The organism is Maricaulis sp. ABE4_448 (assembly GCF_056160825.1).
Genome location: NZ_JBSWXX010000007.1, coordinates 1 through 25257, shown reverse-complemented (window position 1 = coordinate 25257; position 25257 = coordinate 1). Strand labels below are relative to the sequence as shown.

Below are 25257 nucleotides of genomic sequence, written 5' to 3'. Positions count from 1 at the left end.
CTCAAGGATCTTCTCCTTGCCGATGTTCTCGTCACGGCCTTCAACAGCCGCCAGAGCCGAACCCGCAACGATCGGAATATCGTCGCCCGGGAAGTCGTAGGACGACAGAAGCTCGCGAACTTCCATCTCCACCAGCTCCAGGAGCTCTTCGTCGTCAACCTGGTCAACCTTGTTCAGGAACACCACCAGCGCCGGAACGCCAACCTGGCGGGCCAGAAGAATGTGCTCACGCGTCTGCGGCATCGGGCCGTCAGCCGCGTTCACAACCAGGATCGCGCCGTCCATCTGCGCTGCACCCGTGATCATGTTCTTCACATAGTCCGCGTGACCCGGGCAATCCACGTGCGCGTAGTGACGGTTCGCCGTCTCATACTCAACGTGCGCCGTCGAGATCGTGATGCCGCGCGCCTTCTCTTCCGGCGCGCTGTCAATCTCGTCATAGCCCTTCGCCGTGCCGCCACCGGCCTCGGCCAGAACCATCGTGATCGCTGCCGTCAGCGTCGTCTTGCCGTGGTCAACGTGACCAATCGTGCCAATGTTCGCGTGCGGCTTTGTGCGCTCAAACTTTTCCTTCGCCATCGATCTCGCTCCGAAATCTCGTATTCGTTTCTACAGTGACCAGAGGTACGCCTTAGGCGGACTTGGCAATGACTTCTTGTTCGACCGCCTTCGGCACAGGCTCGTAGTGGTCGAATTGCATGGTGAACTGGGCGCGGCCCTGAGTGGCCGAACGCAGGTTGTTGACGTAACCGAACATGTTCGCCAGCGGCACCATCGCGTTCACGACGGTGGCGTTGCCGCGCATTTCCTGCCCGGCAATCTGGCCACGGCGGGAGTTCAGGTCACCGATCACAGAACCGGTATACTCGTCCGGCGTCACGACCTCGACCTTCATGATCGGCTCGAGCAGCTTCGGCGCACAATGGTTCTTCGCTTCGCGGAAGGCCGCACGGCCGGCGATTTCGAAGGCCAGGACGCTGGAGTCCACGTCGTGATAGGCACCGTCGATCAGGGTCGCCTTGACGTCGATGACCGGGAAGCCGGCCAGCAGACCGTTTTCCATCACCGAGTTCAGGCCCTTTTCGACACCCGGAATGTACTCCTTCGGCACCGAACCACCAACGATTTTGGATTCGAAGACAAAGCCCGAACCCGGCTCGCCCGGCTCGAATTCGATCTTCACGCGCGCAAACTGACCGGAACCACCGGACTGCTTCTTGTGCGTGTAATCGACCAGACCCGCCTGACCGAGCGATTCACGGTAAGCCACCTGCGGCGCACCGATGTTCGCTTCGACCTTGAATTCACGCTTCATGCGATCGACCAGGATGTCGAGGTGAAGCTCGCCCATGCCCGCAATGATGGTCTGACCGGACTCTTCGTCGGTCTTCATGCGGAAGGACGGGTCTTCGGCGGCCAGACGCTGCAGCGCGATGCCGAGCTTTTCCTGGTCACCCTTCGACTTCGGCTCGATCGCAAGCTCGATCACCGGATCCGGGAATTCCATACGCTCCAGGATGACCGGGCTTGCCGGATCGCAGAGCGTGTCGCCCGTCGTGGTGTCCTTGAGGCCCGCAATGGCGACGATGTCGCCAGCGAAAGCTTCCTTGATGTCTTCGCGCGAATTCGAGTGCATCAGCAGCATACGGCCGATACGCTCTTTCTTTTCCTTCACCGTGTTGAGCAGGGACACGCCCGTCTCAAGGTGACCGGAATAGATACGCGCGAAGGTCAGCGAACCGACGAACGGGTCGTTCATGATCTTGAAGGCCAGCAGCGACACCGGCTCGGAGTCCGAAGCCTTGCGCTTGGTGGCCTCGCCCGACTTGACGTCGATACCCTTGATGGCTGCGATCTCGACCGGGCTCGGCAGATAATCGACAACGGCGTCGAGCAGCGGCTGGACACCCTTGTTCTTGAAGGCCGTGCCACACAGAACCGGATTGAAAGCCAGTGCGATACAGCCCTTGCGGATCAGCGCCTTGAGCTTCTCGTTGGTCGGCTCTTCGCCTTCCAGATAGGCTTCCATCGCGGCTTCGTCCTGCTCGACAGCCGCCTCGACCAGCTTCTCGCGGTACTCGGCAGCCTTGTCGGCAAGCTCGGCACGGATTTCGCGCTCTTCCCAGGTAGCACCCAGGTTCTCACCGAGCCACACCAGTTCCTTCATTCTGATCAGGTCGACAACGCCCTCGAAGTCGCTTTCCGAACCGATCGGCAGCTGTGTGCACAGCGGCGTGGACCCCAGACGCTCCTCGATCATCTCGACACAGCGGTAGAAGTCAGCGCCCAGCTTGTCCATCTTGTTGATGAACACCATGCGCGGCACTTCATACTTGTCGGCCTGACGCCAGACCGTTTCGGTCTGCGGCTCGACACCGGCATTGGCATCCAGACAGCACACGGCACCGTCGAGCACACGCAACGAACGCTCAACTTCAATCGTGAAGTCCACGTGTCCGGGCGTGTCGATGATGTTCAGGCGCTTGTCATTCCAGAAACAGGTGGTCGCAGCAGAGGTGATCGTGATGCCACGCTCCTGCTCCTGCTCCATCCAGTCCATGGTGGCGGCACCATCGTGCACTTCACCAATCTTGTGGGACTTGCCGGTGTAATAGAGGATCCGCTCGGTCGTCGTCGTCTTGCCGGCATCAATGTGCGCCATGATGCCGAAGTTGCGGTAGTCCTCGATTTTGTAGTCGCGGGCCATTTCTAAGGGTCCTTGATACGGGTCAGTGCCTGTGGATCGTTACCAGCGGTAGTGCGAGAAGGCACGGTTGGCTTCCGCCATCCGGTGCGTGTCTTCGCGCTTCTTGACGGCGGTACCGCGATTGGCAGCAGCATCCATCAGCTCGGCAGCGAGACGTTCGCGCATGGTGTTCTCGTTGCGGCCGCGCGCAGCGCCGGTCAGCCAGCGGATCGCAAGAGCCTTCTTGCGGTCAGCGCGGACCTCGACCGGAACCTGGTAGGTCGCACCACCGACGCGGCGGGAACGAACCTCGACTTCCGGGGCCACATTGTCCATGGCGTCGTGGAAAACGCGGATCGGCTCGCGCTTCAGCTTGTCCTCGACGATGTCGAGGGCACCATAGACGATACGCTCGGCGACCGACTTCTTGCCGTCGAGCATGATGTAATTCATGAACTTCGTGAGATCGCGATCCCCGAACTTCGGGTCCGGATGGATTTCGCGTTTCTCTGCGCGGTGACGACGCGACATGGACGTCTCCCTTACTTAGGACGCTTGGCGCCGTACTTGGAACGGCGTTGCTTGCGGTCCTTGACGCCCTGGGTATCCAGAACGCCGCGAAGAATGTGATAGCGGACACCCGGAAGGTCCTTCACGCGGCCACCGCGGATAAGAACGACGGAGTGTTCCTGAAGATTGTGCCCCTCGCCCGGGATGTAGCTCACAACTTCATGCCCGTTCGTCAGACGCACTTTGGCGACTTTACGCAGGGCCGAGTTCGGCTTCTTCGGGGTCGTGGTGTAGACACGCGTGCAGACGCCACGGCGCTGCGGGCAAGCCTGAAGGGCCGGCACCTTGTTGCGCTTCGGCTTGTCTTTCCGCGGCTTGCGAATGAGCTGGTTGATTGTGGGCATCCCGCTCTAATCCGTTCCTAATCTCAAAGACCACGCCCCTCAGCACCGGAATGGGACTGATGGACGCAAATGACGACACCGACGTTCGAGCGCGAGGCCCGCACGGCGGCATCTGGGGTTTTTCCGTTACCGTGGATGACGTCTAACCGCTTGGGTTACGGCTCATCCTCAAAACGAGCGCGGAAACTACGCATGCGACTCGGTTCCGTCAAGCGCTTGTTCAGACATTTTCAGAGGCTTGCATGGTAAACGCTGCAGTCATGAAAAAGGCCGCCGGTCACCCGGCGGCCTTTTGCCTGTTTAGATTGGGCTTTCCGGCCCCAAAAGCCTAGTCGGCCTTGCCTTCGGACGCCATTTCTTCGGCAGCTGCCTCGGCGATTTCCGCCGGCAGACCTTCCGCTTCCACGGCCGTCGCGCGTTCCGCGAGCATCTCGGCATCGAGATCGTCAGCCAGCGCCTGGTACTGACGCATCATCGCGCCCGTACCAGCCGGGATGAGTCGGCCCACGATGACGTTCTCCTTGAGACCCTCGAGCATGTCTTCCTTGCCCTGCACGGCGGCCTCGGTGAGGACGCGTGTGGTCTCCTGGAAGGAGGCCGCGGAGATGAAGGAACGTGTCTGCAACGAAGCCTTGGTGATGCCCAGCAGGACCGGATCACCGGTTGCCGGACGCTTGCCCTCGGCCTCGAGCTTCTCATTGGTCTCCAGGAACTCGATCTTGTCGACCTGTTCGGCCGCCAGGAAGGTGCTCTCGCCCGGATCCTTGACCTCGATCTTCTGCAGCATCTGGCGAACGATCACCTCGATGTGCTTGTCGTTGATCGGCACGCCCTGCAGTCGATAGACCTCCTGGATCTCGTTGATCAGGTAGTTGGCCAGCGACGGGACGCCCAGGATCGACAGGATGTCGTGCGGCGCCGGGTGACCATCGAGCAGGTATTCGCCCTTCTGGATATAGTCGCCTTCCTGGACCGTCAGGTGCTTGCCCTTGGGCACCAGGTACTCGACCTTCTCCATATTCTCGTCATCCGGCACGATGGCGATGCGGCGCTTGTTCTTGTAGTCGCGGCCGAACTCGACCTTGCCGGTGATCTCGGCGATCACGGCGTGGTCCTTCGGACGACGGGCTTCAAACAATTCCGCAACGCGCGGCAGACCACCGGTGATGTCCCGGGTCTTGGCGCCTTCGGTCGGGATACGCGCAACGATATCACCCGGACGCACCGTGTCACCGGAGCTGACCGAGAGAATGGCGCCCACGGCGAGCATATAGCTGGCGGTGGAACCGGAAGCGAGCTTGATGGGATCGCCATTCTCGTCCTGGATGACGATGGTCGGCTGGATCGCCGAAGCCTTGGCCCCGCCACGCCAGTCGATCACCACCTTGGACGCGATACCGGTCGCTTCGTCGGTCTCTTCCTTCACGGACACGCCGTCGATGATATCGACGAACTTCACCGTACCGCCAACTTCCGACACGATCGGAGCCGTGTACGGGTCCCATTCGGCCAGGCGCATGCCGCGTTCGGACTTGTCGCCTTCCTTGACCTTCAGCTTGGTACCGTAACCCAGCTTGTAGCTTTCGCGTTCCTTGCCTTCCTTGTCGACAATCGCGACCTGCATGTTCCGGCTCATCACGATCAGGTCGCCTTCGGCATTGGTCACCGTCGACGTATTTTTGAAGGTGATCTTGCCTTCGTGTGCAGCTTCGATGAAGGACTGCTCGGACACCTGAGCCGTACCGCCGATGTGGAAGGTCCGCATCGTCAGCTGGGTCCCCGGCTCACCGATCGACTGGGCCGCGATAACGCCGACCGCTTCGCCGATATTGACGCGCGTGCCGCGCGCCAGATCCCGGCCATAGCAGGTGGCGCAAACGCCGACACGGGTTTCGCAGGTCAGCGGCGAGCGTGCGAACACGCTCTGGACGCCGGCGGCCTCGATCGCGGCAGCGAGATCCTCGTCAATATAGGTGTCGGCCGGGCAGATCACTTCGCCCTCGCCATTCTTCACCTCGGCTGCCGTCGTGCGGCCCAGGATGCGCTGCTCCAGGGAGACAACCACATCACCGCCATCGACAACGGCGCCGATCTCGAAGCCTTCGGACGTGCCGCAGTCTTCTTCGGTGATAATGCAGTCCTGGGCGACGTCGACGAGACGGCGGGTCAGGTAACCCGAGTTCGCCGTCTTCAGCGCGGTGTCGGCCAGCCCCTTACGGGCGCCGTGCGTCGAGTTGAAGTACTCGAGAACGGTCAGGCCTTCCTTGAAGTTCGAGATGATCGGCGTTTCGATGATCTCGCCGGACGGCTTGGCCATCAGGCCGCGCATACCGGCCAGCTGCTTCATCTGGTTCTTGGACCCCCGGGCGCCGGAGTGGGCCATCATGTAGACCGAGTTGACCTCGGAGACACGGCCGTCTTCGCCGATCGTGGTTTTGGAGATCTCGTCCATCATGGCGTCGGCGACGTTGTCCGTACACTTCGCCCAGGCATCGACGACCTTGTTGTACTTCTCACCCTTGGTGATCAAGCCGTCGACATATTGCTGCTCATAATCGGCAACGAGCGCGCGGGTAGCACCCACCAGATCCGCCTTGGCATCCGGGATCAGCATGTCGTCCTTGCCGAACGAGATGCCCGCCTTCGCCGCTTCCTTGAAGCCCAGACCCATGATCTGGTCACAGAAGATCACCGTCGCCTTCTGGCCGCAGTGGCGATAGACGTGATCGATCAGGCTGCCGATCGCCTTCTTCGTCAGCAGTTCGCCAACGATTTCCGGCTGCATCTTGGCGTGCTTGGGCAGGAGGTCGATGATCATCTTCCGGCCCGGCGTGCATTCGATCACCTTCGTGATCGGCTCACCATTCTCGTCGATACCTTCCCAGCGCGCCTTGATCTTGGCGTGGAGCGAGACGACGCCGCCTTCCAGTGCGGCTTCCATTTCCGCACGGGAACCGAAGGCCATGCCCTCGCCCGGCTCGTTCTCGTTAATCACCGACAGATAGTACAGGCCCAGAACGATATCCTGGGACGGCACGATGATCGGCTTGCCGTTGGCAGGCGAGAGGATGTTGTTGGTCGACATCATCAGCGTGCGCGCTTCCAGCTGGGCTTCCAGCGAGAGCGGCACATGAACAGCCATCTGGTCACCGTCGAAGTCGGCGTTGAAAGCCGCACAGACCAGCGGGTGCAGCTGGATGGCCTTGCCCTCGATCAGTTTGGGTTCGAAGGCCTGGATGCCGAGACGGTGAAGCGTCGGCGCCCGGTTCAGCATGACCGGGTGCTCACGGATTACCTCGTCGAGCACGTCCCAGACTTCCGGCCGCTCTTTTTCGACCAGTTTCTTGGACTGCTTGACCGTACCGGAAAGCCCCTTGGCGTCGAGACGCGCATAGATGAAGGGCTTGAACAGTTCGAGCGCCATCTTCTTGGGCAGGCCGCACTCGTGCAGCTTGAGGTCCGGGCCGACCACGATGACCGAACGGCCGGAATAGTCGACGCGCTTGCCGAGCAGGTTTTGGCGGAAACGGCCCTGCTTGCCCTTCAGCATGTCGGACAGCGACTTCAGCGGACGCTTGTTGGCGCCGGTGATGACGCGGCCACGACGGCCATTGTCGAACAGGGCGTCGACGGATTCTTGCAGCATCCGCTTCTCGTTGCGGATGATGATGTCCGGCGCGCGCAGCTCGATCAGTCGCTTCAGGCGGTTGTTCCGGTTGATGACGCGGCGGTAGAGATCGTTCAGATCCGACGTCGCGAAACGGCCACCATCCAGCGGCACGAGCGGACGCAGTTCCGGCGGGATCACCGGAATAACCGTCATGATCATCCACTCCGGGCGGTTGCCGGACGTGATGAAATTTTCAAGCAACTTGAGACGCTTGGCATACTTCTTGAGCTTCAGCTCCGAGCCGGTCTCCTTCATGTCCTCACGGACCTTCTCGGCTTCCGCCTCGAGGTCCATGGCAATCAGGATTTCGCGGACGGCTTCAGCGCCGATACCGGCGGTGAAGGCGTCTTCGCCGTACTCGTCCTGCGCGTCCATATACTCCTCTTCGGAGAGAAGCTGGAACGGCTGCAGCGGAGTCAGGCCCGGCTCGATAACCACGTAGTTTTCGAAGTAGAGCACACGCTCCACATCCTTCAACGCCATGTCGAGGATCATTGCGATCCGCGACGGCAGCGACTTCAGGAACCAGATGTGGGCGACCGGCGCAGCGAGCTCAATGTGGCCCATGCGCTCGCGGCGGACGCGGGCCAGGGTCACTTCAACGCCGCACTTCTCGCAGACGATGCCCTTGTACTTGATGCGCTTGTACTTGCCGCACAGGCACTCATAGTCCTTCACCGGGCCGAAGATGCGGGCGCAGAACAGGCCGTCGCGCTCCGGCTTGAAGGTCCGGTAGTTGATGGTTTCGGGCTTTTTGACCTCGCCGAAAGACCAGGAAAGGATCTTTTCCGGGCTCGCGAGGGCAATCCGGATCCGGTCGAAGGACGGGCCTTCGGCAGCCGGATTGAAGATGTTCATGACGTCGTGATTCATGTCGCCGTCTCCCAAAAGGGGCAAGCGGGACAGGACCAGGCCTGTCCCGCGATATAAGGTTCTGCCTTAGCCGTTTTTCAGTTCGACATTGAGGCCGAGGGAACGCATTTCCTTCACGAGCACGTTGAAGCTCTCCGGAACGCCGGCTTCGAAGGTGTCGTCGCCGCGCACGATGGCCTCATAGACCTTCGTCCGGCCGGCCACGTCATCCGACTTCACCGTCAGCATTTCCTGCAGCGTGTACGCCGCACCATAGGCTTCCAGGGCCCACACTTCCATCTCGCCGAAGCGCTGACCGCCGAACTGCGCCTTGCCGCCCAGCGGCTGCTGGGTCACGAGCGAGTACGGGCCGATCGAGCGGGCGTGGATCTTGTCATCCACCAGGTGGTGCAGTTTCAGCAGGTGCTTCACACCCACCGTAACCTTGCGGCGGAAGGGTTCACCGGTCTGGCCGTCATACAGGGTGACCTGGCCCGACGGATCGAAACCGGCCTTTTCCAGCATGGCGGACACGTCCGGCTCGCGGGCACCGTCGAAGACCGGGGTCGCGATCGGCACGCCATTGGCCAGGTTGCGGCCCAGCTCGGCGATGTCGGCATCCGTTTCCGGCAGATCGTCCTCGCCATAGACACGCACCAGCTCGTCCTTCAGCACCTTGACGGAACCGTCACGCTGATAGGCCTCGTAAGCTTCGCCGATCTGCTTACCCAGACCGCGGCATGCCCAGCCCAGGTGCGTTTCCAGGATCTGACCGACATTCATCCGCGACGGCACGCCGAGCGGGTTCAGCACGATATCGACGGCTTCACCGTTTTCCAGGAAGGGCATGTCCTCGATCGGATTGATCTTGGAGATAACCCCCTTGTTGCCGTGACGGCCGGCCATCTTGTCGCCCGGCTGAAGCTTGCGCTTCACCGCAACGAACACCTTGACCATCTTCATCACGCCCGGCGGCATTTCGTCGCCACGCTGCAGCTTGTCGACCTTGTCCTCGAACCGGCGGTCCAGACGGGCCTTGCTATCGTCGTACTGCTTTTGCAGCGCTTCGACTTCGCCCATCGCCTTCTCGTCGTCGAGACCGATGCGCCACCACTGCGAACGCGGTGTCTCGTCGAGCGCTTCCTGGGTCACCTTGCCCTTGGCAAAGCCGCGCGGACCGGAGACCGCCGTCTTGCCGAGCAGGAGATCGCCCAGACGCTGATAGATGTTGCGCTCGAGAATGTGCAGCTCGTCGTCGCGGTCCTTGCCGAGACGTTCGATTTCCTCACGCTCGATGGAAATCGCCCGCTCGTCCTTGTCCACACCGTGACGGTTGAAGACACGAACTTCCACGACCGTACCGGTGGCACCGGACGGCATGCGCAGCGAGGTATCGCGAACGTCGGAGGCCTTTTCGCCGAAGATGGCGCGCAGAAGCTTTTCTTCCGGCGTCATCGGGCTCTCACCCTTCGGTGTCACCTTGCCGACCAGGATATCACCCGGGCCGACTTCGGCGCCCACAGCCACGATGCCAGCTTCGTCGAGATTGCGCAGGGCTTCCTCGCCGACATTCGGGATGTCGCGCGTGATTTCCTCCGGCCCCAGCTTGGTATCGCGGGCCGCGATCTCGAACTCTTCGAGGTGGATCGAGGTGAAGACGTCGTCGCGCACAATGCGCTCGGAGATCAGGATCGAGTCCTCGAAGTTGTAGCCGTTCCAAGGCATGAAGGCGACGACCACGTTCCGGCCGAGCGCGAGCTCACCCAGATCGGTCGAAGGACCGTCAGCGATGATGTCCCCGCCTTTCACCTCATCACCCACACGCACGATCGGACGCTGGTTGATGCAGGTGGACTGGTTGGACCGCTGGAACTTCGACAGGCGGTAGATGTCGACGCCCGACTTTGCGGCATCGAGATCTTCCGTCGCCCGGATGACGATACGGGTCGCATCGACCTGCTCGATCACACCGGCCCGGCGCGCCGTGATCGCCGCACCGGAGTCACGGGCCACAACGCCTTCCATACCGGTCCCGACCAGCGGGGCTTCCGCCTTCACGAGCGGCACGGCCTGACGCTGCATGTTCGACCCCATCAGGGCGCGGTTGGCGTCATCGTTTTCCAGGAAGGGAATGAGCGCAGCGGCAACCGAAACCACCTGCTTCGGTGACACGTCGATGTATTCCACGTCCTCACGAGGAACGAGCGTCACTTCACCGCCGATACGGCAGTTCACGAACTCGTTGTCCAGCTCGCCATTCTCGTTCACGTGCGCGTTCGCCTGGGCGATCGCATAGCGCGACTCCTGCATAGCGGAGAGGTAGTCGACCGTCTCGGTCAGCTTGCCGTTCTCGACCCGGCGGTACGGACTTTCGATGAAGCCGTACTTGTTGACGCGGGCATAGGTCGACAACGAGTTGATCAGGCCGATGTTCGGACCTTCCGGCGTTTCAATCGGGCAGATCCGGCCATAGTGGGTCGGGTGCACGTCACGCACTTCGAAGCCGGCACGTTCGCGGGTCAGACCACCCGGGCCAAGCGCCGAGAGACGGCGCTTGTGCGTCACTTCGGACAGCGGGTTGGTCTGGTCCATGAATTGCGACAACTGCGAGGAGCCGAAGAATTCACGCACGGCGGCAGCCGCCGGCTTGGCGTTGACCAGGTCGTGCGGCATGACCGTCTCGATATCGACGGAGGACATACGCTCCTTGATCGCGCGCTCCATGCGCAGCAGGCCGATGCGGTACTGGTTTTCCATCAGCTCGCCGACCGAACGCACCCGGCGGTTGCCGAGATTGTCGATGTCGTCGATCTCGCCGCGGCCATCGCGCAGGTCGACCAGGGTCTTGAGGACCGCCAGGATGTCTTCCTTGCGCAGGGTACGCATGTCATCCGGCGCATCCAGATCCAGGCGCATGTTCATCTTCACGCGGCCCACGGCCGACAGGTCGTAGCGCTCCGGATCGAAGAACAACCCCTGGAACATGGCTTCGGCCGTTTCCGGCGTCGGCGGCTCACCCGGGCGCATGACGCGGTAGATATCGACCAGAGCCTGTTCACGGCTTTCATTCTTGTCGACCGCCAGCGTGGTGCGGATGTAGGGACCGATACCCGTCGCCGGGTCGATGTCGAGCAGGTTGAGAACCTTGACGCCTGTTTCCTTCAGCGTGTCGAGGATTTCCTGGGTCAGCTCGTCGCCGGCTTCCGCGAAGATTTCACCGGTTTCCAGATTGACCATGTCCTCGGCCAGATAGCCGGACAGCAGGAATTCGTCGGAAACCAGCAGGGCTTCCAGACCGTCCTCGGCCAGCTTGTTGGCCGCGCGCGCGGAAATCTTCTTGCCGGCCGGAGCGACGATGTCGCCCGTCTTGGCGTCGACCAGGTCGCGCACCGGCTTGGCACCGCGCCAGCGTTCCTTAACATAGGGAACGGTCCAGCCCTTCTTGGCGAACTTGTATTCGACCGTGTTGTAGAAGGTCGAAAGAATCTCTTCCTTGTCCAGGCCCAGCGCATAGAGCAGCGTCGTCGCCGGCAGCTTGCGGCGGCGATCGAGACGCATGTGGACCACGTCCTTGGCATCGAATTCGAAGTCGAGCCAGGAACCGCGATAAGGAATGATCCGCGCGGCGAACAGGTATTTGCCCGAGGCATGGGTCTTGCCGCGGTCGTGATCGAAGAAGACCCCCGGCGAGCGGTGCATCTGGGAAACGATGACCCGCTCGGTGCCATTGACGACGAAGGTACCCTTGTCCGTCATGAGCGGGATGTCGCCCATATAGACGTCCTGCTCCTTGATGTCCTTGACCGAACGCGCGCCGGTTTCCTCGTCGACATCAAACACGATCAGACGCATCTTGACCTTCAGCGGTGCCGCGAAGGTCATGTCACGCTGCTGGCATTCCTCGACGTCGAACTTCGGCGCTTCGAATTCGTAGGACACAAAGTCCAACACTGCACGTTCAGCGAAATCCTTGACGGGGAAGACCGACTTGAAGACGGCCTGCATGCCCGTATCGCCCCGCTCGCTTGACGGGACTTCCTTCATCAGGAAGTGCTCATAGGAGCTTTTCTGAACTTCAATGAGGTTCGGCATCGCGACCGTTTCCGGAATGCGACCGAACGTCTTGCGAATCCGCTTCTTGCCGGTGAACGACAGACCCATGTCGGCTCCCTTCGCAGACAGCACTGCGCCATAGATGCGGGGTTCGTCCCCGCCCCGCCGTTCCGAGTGGCCCGGCCCTGCGCGTCAAAGACGCAGCGGCCCGGTCCGGATTATGCGGCCCCGCCTGGAACGGCAGCGGAAGGGCCGCGAAACGCAAAGACGGGCTAGCGGACGCGCAGGATACCCCGCGCGCCCGCCGCACCGTTCAGATCACGCCGGAGCGTGACTATTTCAGCTCGACCGTAGCGCCGGCTTCTTCGAGCTTCTTCTTCAGCTCTTCAGCTTCGGCCTTCGGAGCACCTTCCTTGACCGCCTTCGGAGCGCCTTCGACCAGGTCCTTGGCTTCCTTCAGACCCAGGCCGGTGATGGCACGGACTTCCTTGATGACGTTGATCTTCTTGTCGCCAGCCGAAGCCAGGATCACGTCAAATTCGTCCTTCTCTTCGACAGCCGCGCCACCGGCGTCGCCGCCAGCCGGGCCGGCAACCGCGACAGCCGCCGCAGCCTTGATGCCCTTTTCTTCGAGGAGATCGTTCAGTTCCTTGGCTTCAAGGATGGTGAGCGAGAGAAGTTCTTCGCAGAGTTTAGCTACATCAGCCATTTGTTCAATTCCTTGTCGTGTTCAGTGTGTCAGTTCGTTAGCGGAGAATGACGTTACGCTTCGGCTTTTTCGCGGATGACCTCGATGGCGCCAGCCAGACCTTGGCCCGGGGCCATGATACGCTGAGCAACCTGCGAAGCCTGACCCGTGAGACGGGCCGCGATGGTGGCGATAAGCTCTTCGCGGGACGGCATCTTGGACAGGGCGTCGATGCCATTGGCGTCGAACACTTCCTCTTCCATGAAGCCACCGAGAATGACGAGCTTGTCGTTGGACTTCGCGTAGTCCACCAGCACCTTCGGCGCAGCAACAAAGTCTTCCGAGTACGCGATGGCGACCGGACCCGCGAACAGGTCGGAGGCGCCTTCACCCGGCTTGCCTTGCAGAGCGATCTTGGCGAGGCGGTTGCGAACCACCTTGAATGTGCCGCCGAGCTCACGGAGCTTGGCACGCAGATTCGTCATTTCCGCAACGGTCATGCCCGTATAGTGGGCCATCACCACGGATCCAGCGTTCGAGAAGATGCCTTCCAGCTCTTCAACGGACGCTTCTTTTTGATTGCGATCCATTTTGCGGACTCCCTGTTTGAACCGTCCACCACGGACGGTCCGGTGAAAACGCCGCCGAGCGCCTTCCCCGTTTCAAGGGTTCGGGCGCGCCCACGGCGCGTCCTGTCCCAGGGCTTGAACCAACAGACCTTACGAACAAGGCCATATTGTTCATGCTCTGTCTCACACAGGGCCCAAATTGGATTAAGGCAGAACCTCGAAAGGCCCCGCCCCCTGCGATCTCGGACAGGTCCGGTCTTCACCCACAACGCGTGATGAAGAACCGGATCAGCCCGGCCGGATAAAGCCTGCCGGGCTGAAACTCAAGTGTCTTTTACGTCGAATTAAGCCGCGGAGGCTTCCGACGTGTCGATTTTAACGCCCGGCCCCATGGTCGAGGACAGCGCGATCCGGCGGACATAGGTGCCTTTGGCGCCCGACGGCTTCGACTTGACGATAGCGCCGATCAGGGCGCGAACATTCTCGACCAGTTGCGCTTCGGTGAAGCTCGCCTTGCCGACGCCGGCGTGCACGATGCCCGCCTTCTCGACACGGAACTCCACAGCACCGCCCTTGGACGCCGCGACGGCTTTCGTCACATCCATGGTGACCGTGCCGACCTTCGGGTTCGGCATCATGCCTCGCGGGCCAAGCACCTTACCCAGACGGCCGACCAGCGGCATCATGTCCGGGGTCGCGATGACCTTGTCGAAATTGATGTTGCCGCCCTGGACCTGTTCCATCAGGTCCTCAGCGCCCACAACGTCGGCACCGGCCTTCTTGGCTTCTTCAGCCTTCGGCCCCTTGGCAAACACCGCGACGCGGACCGTACGGCCCGTACCGTTCGGCAGTTCGCAGACGCCGCGGACCATCTGGTCGGCGTGGCGCGGGTCGACACCCAGATTTACAGCCAGCTCGATGGTTTCATCAAACTTGGCCTTGGCATTGGCCTTTACGTGCTTGACCGCTTCGTCGACCGTGTAGAGGTGATCGCGATCAATGGTTTCACGCGCAGACGCGAGACGTTTTCCGATAGTCGCCATGATCCCTACTCCGTCACTTCCAGACCCATGGAACGGGCCGAGCCGGCGATGATCTTCGTCGCCTGGTCGAGGTCGTTCGCATTGAGGTCCTTGAACTTGGCTTCCGCGATCTCGCGGCACTGCGCCATCGAGACGGAACCGGCCGAAGTCTGGCCCGGGGCCTGGCTGCCCTTCTGGATCTTCGCGGCCTTCTTCAGATAGAAGCTCGCCGGCGGCGTTGCGATCTCGAAGGTAAAGGACTTGTCCGAAAAGACGGTGATGGTCGTCGGGATCGGCATCCCTTTTTCCATCTCCTGGGTCTTCGCGTTGAAGGCCTTACAGAATTCCATGATGTTCACACCGCGCTGACCCAGTGCCGGGCCGATCGGCGGGGACGGGTTCGCAGCGCCGGCAGGCACTTGCAGCTTGATATAGCCGTCAATCTTCTTGGCCATGTCTCCACTCCATCAACAGGACGCGACCATCGCATCCTTGGGGGTTTGCGGTACGGCCCGGCATGGACTTGGCGCCGGCACCTCCCGCACATCACACGCGCTACTGGGTCTTTTCGACCTGCGCGTATTCCAGTTCGACCGGGGTTGCCCGGCCAAAAATATTGATTGCCACCTTGAGGCGGCCATTCTCGTCGTCGACCTCCTCCACAACGCCGTTGAAGCTGGCGAAGTGACCGTCGATGACATTCACCGTCTCGCCGATCTCGTAATTGACCGTCGGACGCGGACGCTCGGCATCCTCTTCCATCTGGCCAAGGATCCGCTTCACCTCGTTCTCGGACACCGGAATCGGCTTCTTGCCGGACCCGAGGAAGCCGGTGACCTTCGGCGTCGACGTGACCAGGTGATAAGCCTGATCCGTCATGTCCATTTTCACCAGGACATAGCCCGGGAAATACTTGCGTTCGGCATTCACCTTGCGGCCCTTGCGGACCTCGACGACGTCCTCGGTCGGCACGAGAATCTCTTCGAACTTGTCTTCAAGCCCCTGGATCGATGCCTCGGTCCGGATCGCCTCGGCGACCTTCTTCTCGAAGTTCGAATAGGCGTGCACGATATACCACTTGGCAGACATACAAGCCTCCTCCTACGAACCGAGCGACAGCAGGAACTGGACGGTTTCGCGGATCGCGAAGTCCACACCCCAGAAGAACAGCATGGCAATGGCCGAAAGGATCAGCACGAGGATCGTCGAGACGATCAACTCCTGCCGCCCGGTCCAGGTTACCTTGCGGGCCTCCTGACGCACCTGCCCCAGATACTGGAACGGGCCGGCCCGGCGCTTTTTCGGCGCCGCCGTGTCCGCCTTGGCCTGCGCCGGCGTCTTGTTATTCGCGTTCCGCGTCATTCAATTCCATCTGGCCCCTGAAGGCCCTTTTTGCAATCGGGCGCCGCCGGGGCGGTGCCAAATTTGTTCAAAGCGACATGGCAGGGGCGGAGGGACTCGAACCCCCGACCCTCGGTTTTGGAGACCGATGCTCTACCAACTGAGCTACACCCCTGTACCACGCGCGCGGAATAGCACGATGGCAACACCACCGTCACATCCGAAGCGCAGCTGTCTACAATGCGGCGCGCCATAAGAAAACAGCAAAAACGCAGATTTCTGCGGTTCCCGCCTCGCCGGCCTCAGACGCGCGATTGACCCCGGGCATCGACGATCCATGCCAGCGGCTTGTCGCCGGCCGGCGCGGCGAGCATGTCGATCTCGATTGACGCCAGCCCCTCGGCGGCCAGACGATCACGGATGTCCCGCATCTGATCCTCCGATTGCGCAACCCGCACCATAGACGTCATGCGGTGATGAAACGCTTCGATATCCGAGCGCTGCCCCGCAATCCATGCGTCCACATCCGCCGCCGCATAGGCCCCCAAACGTCCGGCCAATGTCCGGCAATCGGCCACCAAGCGTCCTACGTGATGCCGTGCCGGGCCCGGCGCCGCTGCAGCGATTGCGGCTTCGACCTGCTCCAGCGCGCCACGCAATGCGACCACGCAAGCCTGCGCCTCGGCATCTTCGGCTTCGCCCCGCACCGCTTTGGGAATGACGGTCGCATAGCGCGACAACGCATCGAAAATCCCGCTGTTTCGAACCGCAACAAGCAAGCCTGCAACCGCCTTGCACGACTGCTCGACAATGCCGCCTTCGCAATGGACCAGGGCGTGGAAACTCCCCGCCTTTCTGACGACACGTCCGGCCTCGGTAAATGCGTCCGGCCCGGCATATTCCAGGCCATACTGGCTCACCGCGCAGTCGAATACCGCATCGGCAAAAGGCAATTGAGCGCTGTCGGAAACGGTCGGCAGGGCGACCGTCTCACCGGTGACCTCTGCGGCCAGCGCGACCGCTCCGGGAGCAATGTCCGCACAGAAAGCGGAAAGCCTGACATCCCCGCCGGACGCTGCCTCCCGCGCAGCAAAACGCAGCACCTCTCCTTCGCCGCACGCCAGATCGATCAGATCGAGTGGACCGTGTGTGTCAAAGCGATCTGCAAAATAGGAGTGCCAGTGCGAAGCGATAACCGCCGCCAGCTCCGGGTCCCGGTAGCGGTGTTCGCTGCCCTTGGCCCGCCCCTGCCAGAATTGTGACCACGCTGCCGTTTCGCCCATCATCCCCGCCTCAAACATTACAAACATGTTAGAGAAGCGGCGCGCGAACTCAACGCCTGCGGCTGACCGATTGCAGCCCATATGAAAAGGGCGGGTCCAAAGACCCGCCCTTCCCGAAGTGTATCAAGTCTGTCGACTAGAAGCGCAGGTTGGCGCCCAGGAACAGACGACGACCGAACGGGTCGTAGGTGGACGGCCAGGTGTTGGCCTGCTCCGACGACGTCGAGGTCAGGGTCGGCGGCTCTTCGTCCGTGATGTTCTGGAGGCCGAGGCTCACGCGCACGGTTTCCGAAACATCGTAACCGAAGGTCACGTCGAAGTAGTTGTAAGCGTCGATCGACAGCTCGCGGTCGGACACGAAACCGGCATAGGACGGTTCGATGTCAACACCGCTGATGTGACGCCAGCGAAGGCTGGTCGTCAGCGCGCCCCAATACCAGCTCGCCTGGGTGACGTGCTTGTATTCCGGGGTCGGCTCGCCGCACTGGCCGGAGAACAGACCTTCACAAGCCACGAAGCCCGCGACTTCCGAAGTCTGGTAGCCATTGCCCATCGTGAACGTCGAGTAGTAGTTCACGCTGAAGGAACCGAGGTCGGGCGACAGGCCCATCTGTTCGGCGTCCCACATGTAGTCGGCACGAACGTCGACACCTTCCGCTTCAAACACGGCGAGGTTCGAAGAGAACAGCTCCGGCATGAACGGGTTGGCCATCTCACCCGTGGACGGGTCACGAGCGCCCTGGAAGAAGTTACAAGCCGACTGGATGTCCTGACGGTAGCACTCGTCCAGCAGGTTCTGCAGGGACGGAGTCGCGATCGCGTCTTCGATTTCGATCTTGTAGTAATCGACCTGCAGCGTGAAGCCGTTGATGAAGTTCGGCTGCCACACCGCACCAATGGTGAAGGTGTCGGCAATTTCTTCTTCAACGGTGGAATTGCCGCCGAACAGAGCTTCGATCTGAGCGTTCGACTGGAACGCCGTGCCAACAGCCGCCGCCGGGACGCCGGTAGCGATACAGTTGGCTTCGATCACGCTGCTGTCATAGGAACCCAGACCGCCGGAGCACGGGTCGGTTGCACCCGGGAAGCCATTGGTCGCCGGCGAGAACAGGTCGCTCACGTTCGGCGCACGGACAGCACGGTTGTACTGGGTACGGAAACGGAGGCCATCAACCGGTTCCCAACCCAGGCCAGCAGCATATGTCTGAGCGCTGCCGATGGTCGAGTAGTCCGACATACGGAAGGCGCCCGTGAAGTTCAGGCTCTGGATGCCCGGACGGTCGGTGATGAGCGGAATGTCGACTTCCGTGAAGAATTCGTAGACGTCGAACGAACCTTCGATGGCCAGCGACTGGTTGAAGCCGCGGACATCCGGACCCAGCACGGAGTCAGGGCGGATCGACGCGGAGTTCTCACGATACTCGACACCGAGCACGATTGCCGGAGCAATGTTCGCCATCGGCGACGCCATGTTTTCCAGCTCACCGGAGACGGCAGCAACGGCCTGTGTTGCTTCGATCACGTCGATCTGGGCACCGGTGCGAGCGATATAGCTGGCCGCCTCGGCGGACACGGAGTTCTCACCGTTGAAGATGTCGAGGGTCGGAGCCGAACAACCGCTGGCAATAGCCGTCGGACCACCGTCACAAAGCACAGCTTCCTGGAAGGCCGACACGGAAATGTTGCCAGACAGGATCTGAGACACGGACGAGCGCGAATAGTTGTAGAACACATCATACGACCAGTTGTCGTTGATGTCGCCACGCACACCGAACACACCTTGGAACGTATTCGTGTCCCGCAGGCTGTTCCGCGTCGAGATCTCCTGCATACGGCGGCTGATGCGGATATCCGCGGTGCCATCGCCGTTGTTGGAGGTGGCATCACCCGCGATCAGATCGCGCAGAGCCGTCGACAGAAGCGGGTTGTCGAGGTTGATCGTGATACCCAGCGTACCCGTCGGAGTCGGCGCCAGCTGGCTGTCGACCACGTTGTTCGAGTAGATACCGCGAGCATACGCTTCAATGTTGTCATTGATCTCATAGGTAGCGAAACCCGAGATCATGTGACGCTCTTGCGGCAGCTGCAGATAGTTGGTCGGCGCGTAGTTGTACGGCGTCCAAGCAACCGGATTGCCGTTGGGGTCGGTCATCACGTCGAAGCCGGTGCCGGCAGCCGGACGGATCCGGGTCTGCGGGATGCTCGAGGAACCGCCCGGGATGTACGGGTCGGTACCCGGGCCCGGCGACCAGTAAGCGACTTCGGAAAACTCTCGGGAGCCTTGGAAGACAGCTTCACGATTGGTGTAGCCGAAGGACAGCACGGCGTTACCGCGACCATTGTCGAAGTTACCACCCATGGTGACGGAGACGTCAGTAATCGCCGCGTCGCCTTCTTCCAGGGAGAATTCGTGCGAGGTGGAAACTTCCACACCCTCGAAGTCGTCGCGCAGGATGAAGTTCACAACACCGGCAACAGCGTCCGAACCGTAAACGGCCGAAGCACCACCGGTCACGACGTCAACACGCTCGACCATGGCGGCCGGGATGTTGTTCAGGTCGACGACCTGAGCGGCGCCGGAGCCGACGAAGCGCTGACCGTCAACCAGGACCAGGGTCCGGGTCGTGCCGAGACCGCGAAGCGACACCGTCGCCGTACCATTACCCGGGTTGTTCGACGTGGCGTCGAAAGCCGGGATGAGCTGCGGCAGGGTGTTCAGCAGGTCTTCGGTGTTGACCACGTTGTTCAGCTCGAACAGCTCTTCGTTAACCGAAGTGATCGGGCTCGGGGCCACCGTGTCGGTGCGTTGAATGCGCGAACCGGTGATGACGACCACGTCGTCTTCAGCGGCGCCTTCTTGTGCCATCGCAGGCGCGGCTACAGCCAGGCCACCGATAAGCGTGCTCGCCATGAGGCAAGCCTTCAAGGAAGTCGGTCTCACTCTTAATCCCTCCGAGTAAGGTTGTAATGGGAAACCCGCCCGCATTTGATTTTTCAGGCAGCATCCCCCCGGCTCGGCGGAGCTCACGATTCCCCGCCTTATCTGCAAGGTACCCATGCATATTACGAAGGGTCAATGACACACGACCGTCACATCCCTATGCCAAGCGTCATTCACGCTGCACTGTTGCGCATATGCCGCAGACCTTTCGACAAGACCTGATTTTACCAAGCCTTTTCGCGAGAACCGGGCGTCACAATACACCGTACAATTAGCTAGTCCGGCAGCAGGTCGAAGGGCGCCGTCACGCGCACATCCTCGCTCTCGAACGGCTCGACGCCGTGCCACATGTAGGAGGGGAAGAAGATCGCCGCGCCGGCTTCGGGACAGATATAGCGTTCGGCCGGAAGGTCGAGGCCGGGCAAGCCCGGAGCCCCCAAGCGCAGCCATCCGGCGCGTTCACCGCGCAGCACCGTCTCCGGAACATGGACATAATAGCTGGCGCTGATCCAGCCGGCCGGATGGATATGGTCGACATGGCCGCCGCCCGAGCGCAGCCTCACAGACCAGGCACCCGTGAGTCTCAGCCGGTCGGACTTGCGGGCGAGGAAAGGATGCCCGGGATCATCCGGCAAATCCGCGACAAAACGCTGCGCGGCCGCCTGCAGCGCCTGGGCAAGCGCCTGAATGACCGGGTCATCATTATCCCACAGACGTCCCGGTGACTGGGTGCCGCCGAACAGGGTCTGCTCGATCGGCTGGGCCTGCGTGGCATGAAGCGCAGCAATACGCTCGGCCAGAGCCTCATTGAACGCGTCCAGCGACGCATAGCCCGCGGGCGTGTCGATGAACCGCTTCGCCGTCAGGCGGTCGTAATCGTAAAGCCGCCTGTAGCGATCATCGCCGGCACAGCGCCAGGCGGTTGCCTGCAGGGCGACATGCTTTTGCAGATGCTCCGCGGGCGGGTCGGCGCGAAGCGCATCGACCGCGTCTTCGGTCCGCCCGTGCATCAGACACGCCTCGACAAGCTGGTGGCGGATCTCGAAATCCTCACCACCGCTCGCTGCAAGGGCGGCGCGCAGGTCCGCAAGCCCCGCCTCCCCGTCACCCTGCTTGCTCCGGATCTCCCCGCGCAGAGCCAGGGCCCGCGCATGCGCCGGCGCCGTTTCCAGTGCAACTTCAAGTGCTTCCAGCGCATCGGCCGGATAACCTGTGCGCAGCAGGACACGGGCTTTGGTATAGGCCAGTTCAGGATCCGTCTGGCTTGCCAGAACGACGTCGAGGGCAGCGGTGGCCCCTCGCCCCTCTCCCAGCTCCCAGAGCAGGCTCGCCAGATCCCTGTGGATATCCGCCCGCAGGGGCGCACACCGCGACGCCTGCCAGTAGGCTTCCCGCGCCTCGGCAGCACGTCCGAGCGTGCGCAGCGTATGACCACGCTGGAAATGAGCCTCCGCCTGCGCCGGTGCCAGCCTGCAGGCCGCGTCGAGATCCTGCAGGGAATCCGCGAGCCGATTGACGGACCGCAGCACGCTGCCGCGGTTGATGCGTGGCATGGGCGCCCCGGGGTTTGCATCAATGGCGCGGGAATAGAAGTCCAGCGCCCCCGCCTCGTCGCCGGCCCGTGATCGCAGATTGCCCAGCCCGTTGAGCGCCGCCGTGCTGTCGGGCACGCTCTTGAGAACATCGCGGAAAGCCGCTTCCGCCTCTTCGCTGCGGCCCAGATCGGACAGTGTGATGGCCAGGTTGGTCATCGCGTCCACAAAATCGGGCTTGCGCGCCAGGGCCGCACGATAGGCCTCGACTGCCCCGGCGAGGTCTCCGGCCCTGCGCTTGAGATTTCCCAGATTGCTGAGGACGGCAAACGGTTGCGGGTGCCGCCCTGCTGCCGCCTCCAGATCGGCGATGCCGGCGGCAAACCGGCCCAACCGGCCGCGGACCACACCACGCAGATGCAGCGCCTCGACATCATCCGGCCGCGTGCTGATCACGGCGTCCAGCCGGGCCTCGGCCTCCCCGGCCCGGCCGCTTTGCAGCAACTGCATCGCGCGCTGGAGATCGGCACTCATGACCGGGTCCGCGAGCGGCCGCCTGACAGGACCCGCCGCATCATTCCGCCGAGCCCCGGCTTCGGGGCCGGCCGGTCCGGATCGGGGTCTGCATTGCCGTCGTGCTCCACCCACAAACCGGTTTCATTGTCGACACATAAGCGCGACAAAGCGTCATCAAACGGGCTCAGGAATGTCGCGTAGGGCGAGGTCGAGTCGAGATGCTCCTTTGACGGCGGACGCCGGACCTGGGTCGCGCTGAACGTCATCACCGTGCGCTCGACATCGTAATATTCGAGACATTTCCGACTCCAGCTCAAGCCGCACCGCGCGAGCACGAAGCGCAGCCGCGCCTCGAAGTCACCGACCAGTTCCTCGTATTGCAGGGGCGTGACATGATCGCGATAGGTCTCGGCCCAGTGCTTACCCAGCCGCGCCTGAAGCGCGTAGTAGTGCGCGATATCGTCGAGATCGTGCGCGAAGGGCCACATGCGCGAGAAATTGCGCCGGTAGATCGAGAAGGCCACTTCCACCGGCTTGCGGCGGATATGGATGACCGGCGCCTTGGGGAACATCTGGCGGATCAGTCCGACAGCCAGGAAGTTCGCCGGCTGTTTGTCGGTCACGAAAGGCGTGCCCGTGAGACCGTATTCGCGATACTGCGACAGGTAGCGTTCACGCCAGGGCGCCAGCACGTCCTCGGGAATCTCGCCGCCGGACCAGCCGGTCTCCCGCGCCCAGCGGATGAAGGCCTCGAACAGGACCGGCATCATGCTGAGCTCGCCGCCGGCCTGGACGTCGTCATGGGCTGAAATGGCAGCTTCGATGAGCGTTGTGCCGGAGCGCGGCATGCCGACGATGAAGATCGGCGCCTGCTCGAGCGCCGGAGACGACCGCACCACCGGCTCTGCGAATACCTGTGTCAGCCACTCGGTGCGCCGCTCCTGCTCGGGGCGGTCATAGGCCGACACGACGGCGCCGTTGTGTTGGAGTTTCTTGGTGTCATTGGCCCGCGACCAGGCCGCAAACGCGGCCTCGCGCTGAGCGCGCCGGTGCCGGGCATCGCCCAGCGCAAACAGGCCGATCGACAACCGGTCGGCCGGCATGCCGGGCTTGACGGTTTCGGCCTCCAGACGCTCGACCTCGTCATCGGTCAAGCGCCCGCCGGATACTTCGGAGAGCTGGCCATAGGCTTCGAAATTGCCCGGATCGATCGCCAGCGTGCGCCGGCACATCTCGATCGCCCTGTCCTGCTCGCCGCGGAAAGTGTGGATGCGAGCGAGCCCGAAACAGGCGTCGGCACAACCGGGATCGAGCGACAACGCCTTGTCGAAGGCGGCGCGCGCTCCCTCGATATCCCGCGCGCCGAGAATCAGCCGGCCGAGCGCCGCCCAGTTGTCAGCCTTGTCCGGCTCGGCATCGACGACCGGGCGGTAGATCCGGATCGCCTTGCGATAATAGCCCTGCTGCCCCAGGCCCATGGCCAGCGCGCCGCGAGCCTCCATGTCCTGCGGGTCCAGCGCATGCCAGGCTTCGGCAGCGGCGGTCAGCGCGGTGAAATCGCCGGCAAACCGGGCGAGATCCGAGCGCAGGCGCAGCACGTCCAGAGAACCGGCGAGCCCTTCGGCCTCGGCGGTATCGAGCGCCGCCGCCGCCGCATCGAGCCGCTTGCACTCCAGTGCCGCGCCGGCCAGGCGCAACGCGACATGCGGGCGGGCCGGATGCCCGGCATCGGCGGTTGCCAGCGCCTTGTCGAGCGCGCGTGCGGCTGAGTCGAAATCCCCGGCCCGTCCGGCCAGATCGCCATAACGCCCCCAGACATCGAACCGGTCCGGCGACAACTCGCTCGCCCGCTTCGCCGCAGCCAGGGCTGCGGGAAGGTCCCCGTCTGCCTCGTGGAGAATGGAGCGGTAGAGCGGCACCAGACCAAGCGCCGGGTCGGACGCTTCAGCCTGGTCCAGCCAGTCGCGGCCGCTGGCAAGATCACCCGTCTCGACAGCGCAGACCCCCAGCAGAGCCAGGGCTCCGGCATCGCCGGGCCGGTCGGCGAGCACGGCCTCGCACAGGGCGCGGGCCCCGGCGAAATCATTGGCCAGGCGCAATTGCCCGGCTTGAGCCAGCCGCGTGTCCTGCATCATGTTGCCCGGTAAGGCGGATCGTTTCGGAACCAGCCGGTAATCTGGTGCCGCGCGCCGTCGGCGAACGGCGATACGGCGCTGACCGAATGGATGCGCCGGCCGTCAAAGATAGACAGCACATTGAAGCGCGGCAGGAAGGCCCGGCTGATGTCCAGATTGTCGTCGAGCAGCATCAGAAGGCCGCCCCAGTCGGGCTGCCAGTTGCGCGTGAAACCCAGCGTGTAGGCGGCAACGCGCTCCTTGTCGTGCCCCTCATCGATATGCCGCGTGAGGAAATGCCCCCGCGCATAGCGGGTCGCCTGGGCATCAGCCTTGGTCACCAGCGGCGCACCAGTCACGGCCCTGCCCAGTTCAAGAAATTCCGGCGAATTGATGAACTCGGTCAGCTGATGAACCGGATGCCCGGCATCCCAGCCCGATGTGTAGGCCTCGATCATCGGATAGCTGTCATAGAGATAGCCGTAATTGTCGCGGGCCCGCTCCATGACATGGCCGATCTTGGCACCGATGGCCTGCCGCCCCATCGCGGCAATTTCCTGCTGGGTCAGCTTGGATACCCGTTCCCCGCCCGGCGCAGACGGATCGGCCTCGGCGAAGACCAGGCGCCAGTTCAGCGTACGCGCCAGAAGGTTTTCAATATGCTCGGCAAGCGCCGGTTCGAACACGTCGGGGATCCGGACGAGCCGGTCGCGCGCATAGATCTCTGCCCATTTCTGCGCATCGAGCGCCGGGTTCAGTCTCAGTTCCAGCGTTTCGGCCATCATCACGGATACTTCTTCAGCCCAGGGCGAAAGTGGTACCGGCGGCCTCCGGGCGTGTCCATACGATGGCCTGTCATGCGACAGCGCACCGCAGTCCGGCACATCAGCCTGCAGCAATACAGGCACAAATGAAAACGGCGGACCCGAAGGCCCGCCGTTTCAGCATCGGTATGGATCGAACGATTACTCGACGATCTTGGAGACGACGCCGGCGCCGACGGTACGGCCGCCTTCACGGATAGCGAAGCGCAGCTTCTCTTCCATGGCGATCGGCGTGATCAGCTCGACATTCAT

Annotated in this window: 18 protein-coding genes and 1 tRNA gene; all 19 read right to left on the bottom strand. The window is 62.3% G+C overall.

Features of this window, described 5'->3' with window-relative positions; translation table 11 throughout:
• A partial coding sequence (locus ACXAJV_RS15325; protein WP_475086286.1) for a GTP-binding protein occupies positions 1 to 579 on the bottom strand: 579 nt, incomplete at its 3' end.
• A gap of 52 nt (positions 580 to 631) precedes the next feature.
• Positions 632 to 2707, bottom strand: a complete 2076-nt coding sequence (gene fusA / locus ACXAJV_RS15320; protein WP_475086285.1) for an elongation factor G — start codon at positions 2705 to 2707, stop codon at positions 632 to 634.
• A 39-nt stretch (positions 2708 to 2746) separates the two neighbouring features.
• Complete coding sequence (gene rpsG, locus ACXAJV_RS15315; RefSeq protein ID WP_271185305.1) at positions 2747 to 3217, bottom strand: 30S ribosomal protein S7; 471 nt, start codon at positions 3215 to 3217, stop codon at positions 2747 to 2749.
• Positions 3218 to 3228: 11 nt separating this feature from the next.
• Positions 3229 to 3600, bottom strand: a complete 372-nt coding sequence (gene rpsL / locus ACXAJV_RS15310; RefSeq protein ID WP_011643738.1) for a 30S ribosomal protein S12 — start codon at positions 3598 to 3600, stop codon at positions 3229 to 3231.
• Positions 3601 to 3928: 328 nt separating this feature from the next.
• A complete protein-coding gene (gene rpoC / locus ACXAJV_RS15305) occupies positions 3929 to 8143 on the bottom strand; it encodes a DNA-directed RNA polymerase subunit beta' (RefSeq protein ID WP_475086284.1) in 4215 nt (1404 codons plus the stop codon).
• Positions 8144 to 8209: 66 nt separating this feature from the next.
• Entirely contained in the window at positions 8210 to 12283 is a 4074-nt protein-coding gene (gene rpoB, locus ACXAJV_RS15300) for a DNA-directed RNA polymerase subunit beta (RefSeq protein WP_475086283.1), read from the bottom strand.
• A 226-nt stretch (positions 12284 to 12509) separates the two neighbouring features.
• The gene (gene rplL, locus ACXAJV_RS15295) at positions 12510 to 12884 is read right to left on the bottom strand and encodes a 50S ribosomal protein L7/L12 (RefSeq protein ID WP_475086282.1); all 375 of its coding nucleotides are present in this window, start codon (positions 12882 to 12884) and stop codon (positions 12510 to 12512) included.
• A 53-nt stretch (positions 12885 to 12937) separates the two neighbouring features.
• A complete protein-coding gene (gene rplJ, locus ACXAJV_RS15290) occupies positions 12938 to 13453 on the bottom strand; it encodes a 50S ribosomal protein L10 (RefSeq protein WP_475086281.1) in 516 nt (171 codons plus the stop codon).
• A 323-nt stretch (positions 13454 to 13776) separates the two neighbouring features.
• Entirely contained in the window at positions 13777 to 14475 is a 699-nt protein-coding gene (gene rplA / locus ACXAJV_RS15285; RefSeq protein ID WP_348509249.1) for a 50S ribosomal protein L1, read from the bottom strand.
• A 5-nt stretch (positions 14476 to 14480) separates the two neighbouring features.
• Positions 14481 to 14909 (bottom strand): 50S ribosomal protein L11, encoded by a 429-nt coding sequence (rplK, locus tag ACXAJV_RS15280; RefSeq protein ID WP_271185299.1) that lies wholly within the window; start codon positions 14907 to 14909, stop codon positions 14481 to 14483.
• Positions 14910 to 15009: 100 nt separating this feature from the next.
• The gene (nusG, locus tag ACXAJV_RS15275) at positions 15010 to 15543 is read right to left on the bottom strand and encodes a transcription termination/antitermination protein NusG (RefSeq protein ID WP_475086280.1); all 534 of its coding nucleotides are present in this window, start codon (positions 15541 to 15543) and stop codon (positions 15010 to 15012) included.
• A 12-nt stretch (positions 15544 to 15555) separates the two neighbouring features.
• Complete coding sequence (gene secE, locus ACXAJV_RS15270; protein ID WP_475086279.1) at positions 15556 to 15816, bottom strand: preprotein translocase subunit SecE; 261 nt, start codon at positions 15814 to 15816, stop codon at positions 15556 to 15558.
• 78 nt (positions 15817 to 15894) lie between these two features.
• Positions 15895 to 15970: transfer RNA gene (locus ACXAJV_RS15265), tRNA-Trp, on the bottom strand.
• A 127-nt stretch (positions 15971 to 16097) separates the two neighbouring features.
• Positions 16098 to 17081: a methyltransferase domain-containing protein gene (locus ACXAJV_RS15260; protein ID WP_475086278.1), complete on the bottom strand. Its 984-nt coding sequence runs from the start codon at positions 17079 to 17081 to the stop codon at positions 16098 to 16100.
• 133 nt (positions 17082 to 17214) lie between these two features.
• On the bottom strand, positions 17215 to 19989 hold the full coding sequence (locus ACXAJV_RS15255) for a TonB-dependent receptor plug domain-containing protein (RefSeq protein ID WP_475086277.1): 2775 nt from the start codon (positions 19987 to 19989) through the stop codon (positions 17215 to 17217).
• Positions 19990 to 20294: 305 nt separating this feature from the next.
• A complete protein-coding gene (locus ACXAJV_RS15250; protein ID WP_475086276.1) occupies positions 20295 to 22085 on the bottom strand; it encodes a tetratricopeptide repeat protein in 1791 nt (596 codons plus the stop codon).
• Positions 22082 to 24202, bottom strand: coding sequence for a tetratricopeptide repeat-containing sulfotransferase family protein (locus ACXAJV_RS15245; protein WP_475086275.1), 2121 nt, complete (start codon positions 24200 to 24202; stop codon positions 22082 to 22084). The genes ACXAJV_RS15250 and ACXAJV_RS15245 overlap by 4 nt, the downstream gene beginning before the upstream one ends.
• Positions 24199 to 24966 (bottom strand): 2OG-Fe(II) oxygenase, encoded by a 768-nt coding sequence (locus ACXAJV_RS15240; RefSeq protein WP_475086274.1) that lies wholly within the window; start codon positions 24964 to 24966, stop codon positions 24199 to 24201. Before ACXAJV_RS15240 ends, ACXAJV_RS15245 begins: the two co-directional genes overlap by 4 nt.
• A 180-nt stretch (positions 24967 to 25146) precedes the next feature.
• Positions 25147 to 25257: EF-Tu C-terminal domain-related protein (locus ACXAJV_RS15235; protein WP_475086215.1), on the bottom strand; the 111-nt coding region annotated here is incomplete at its 5' end.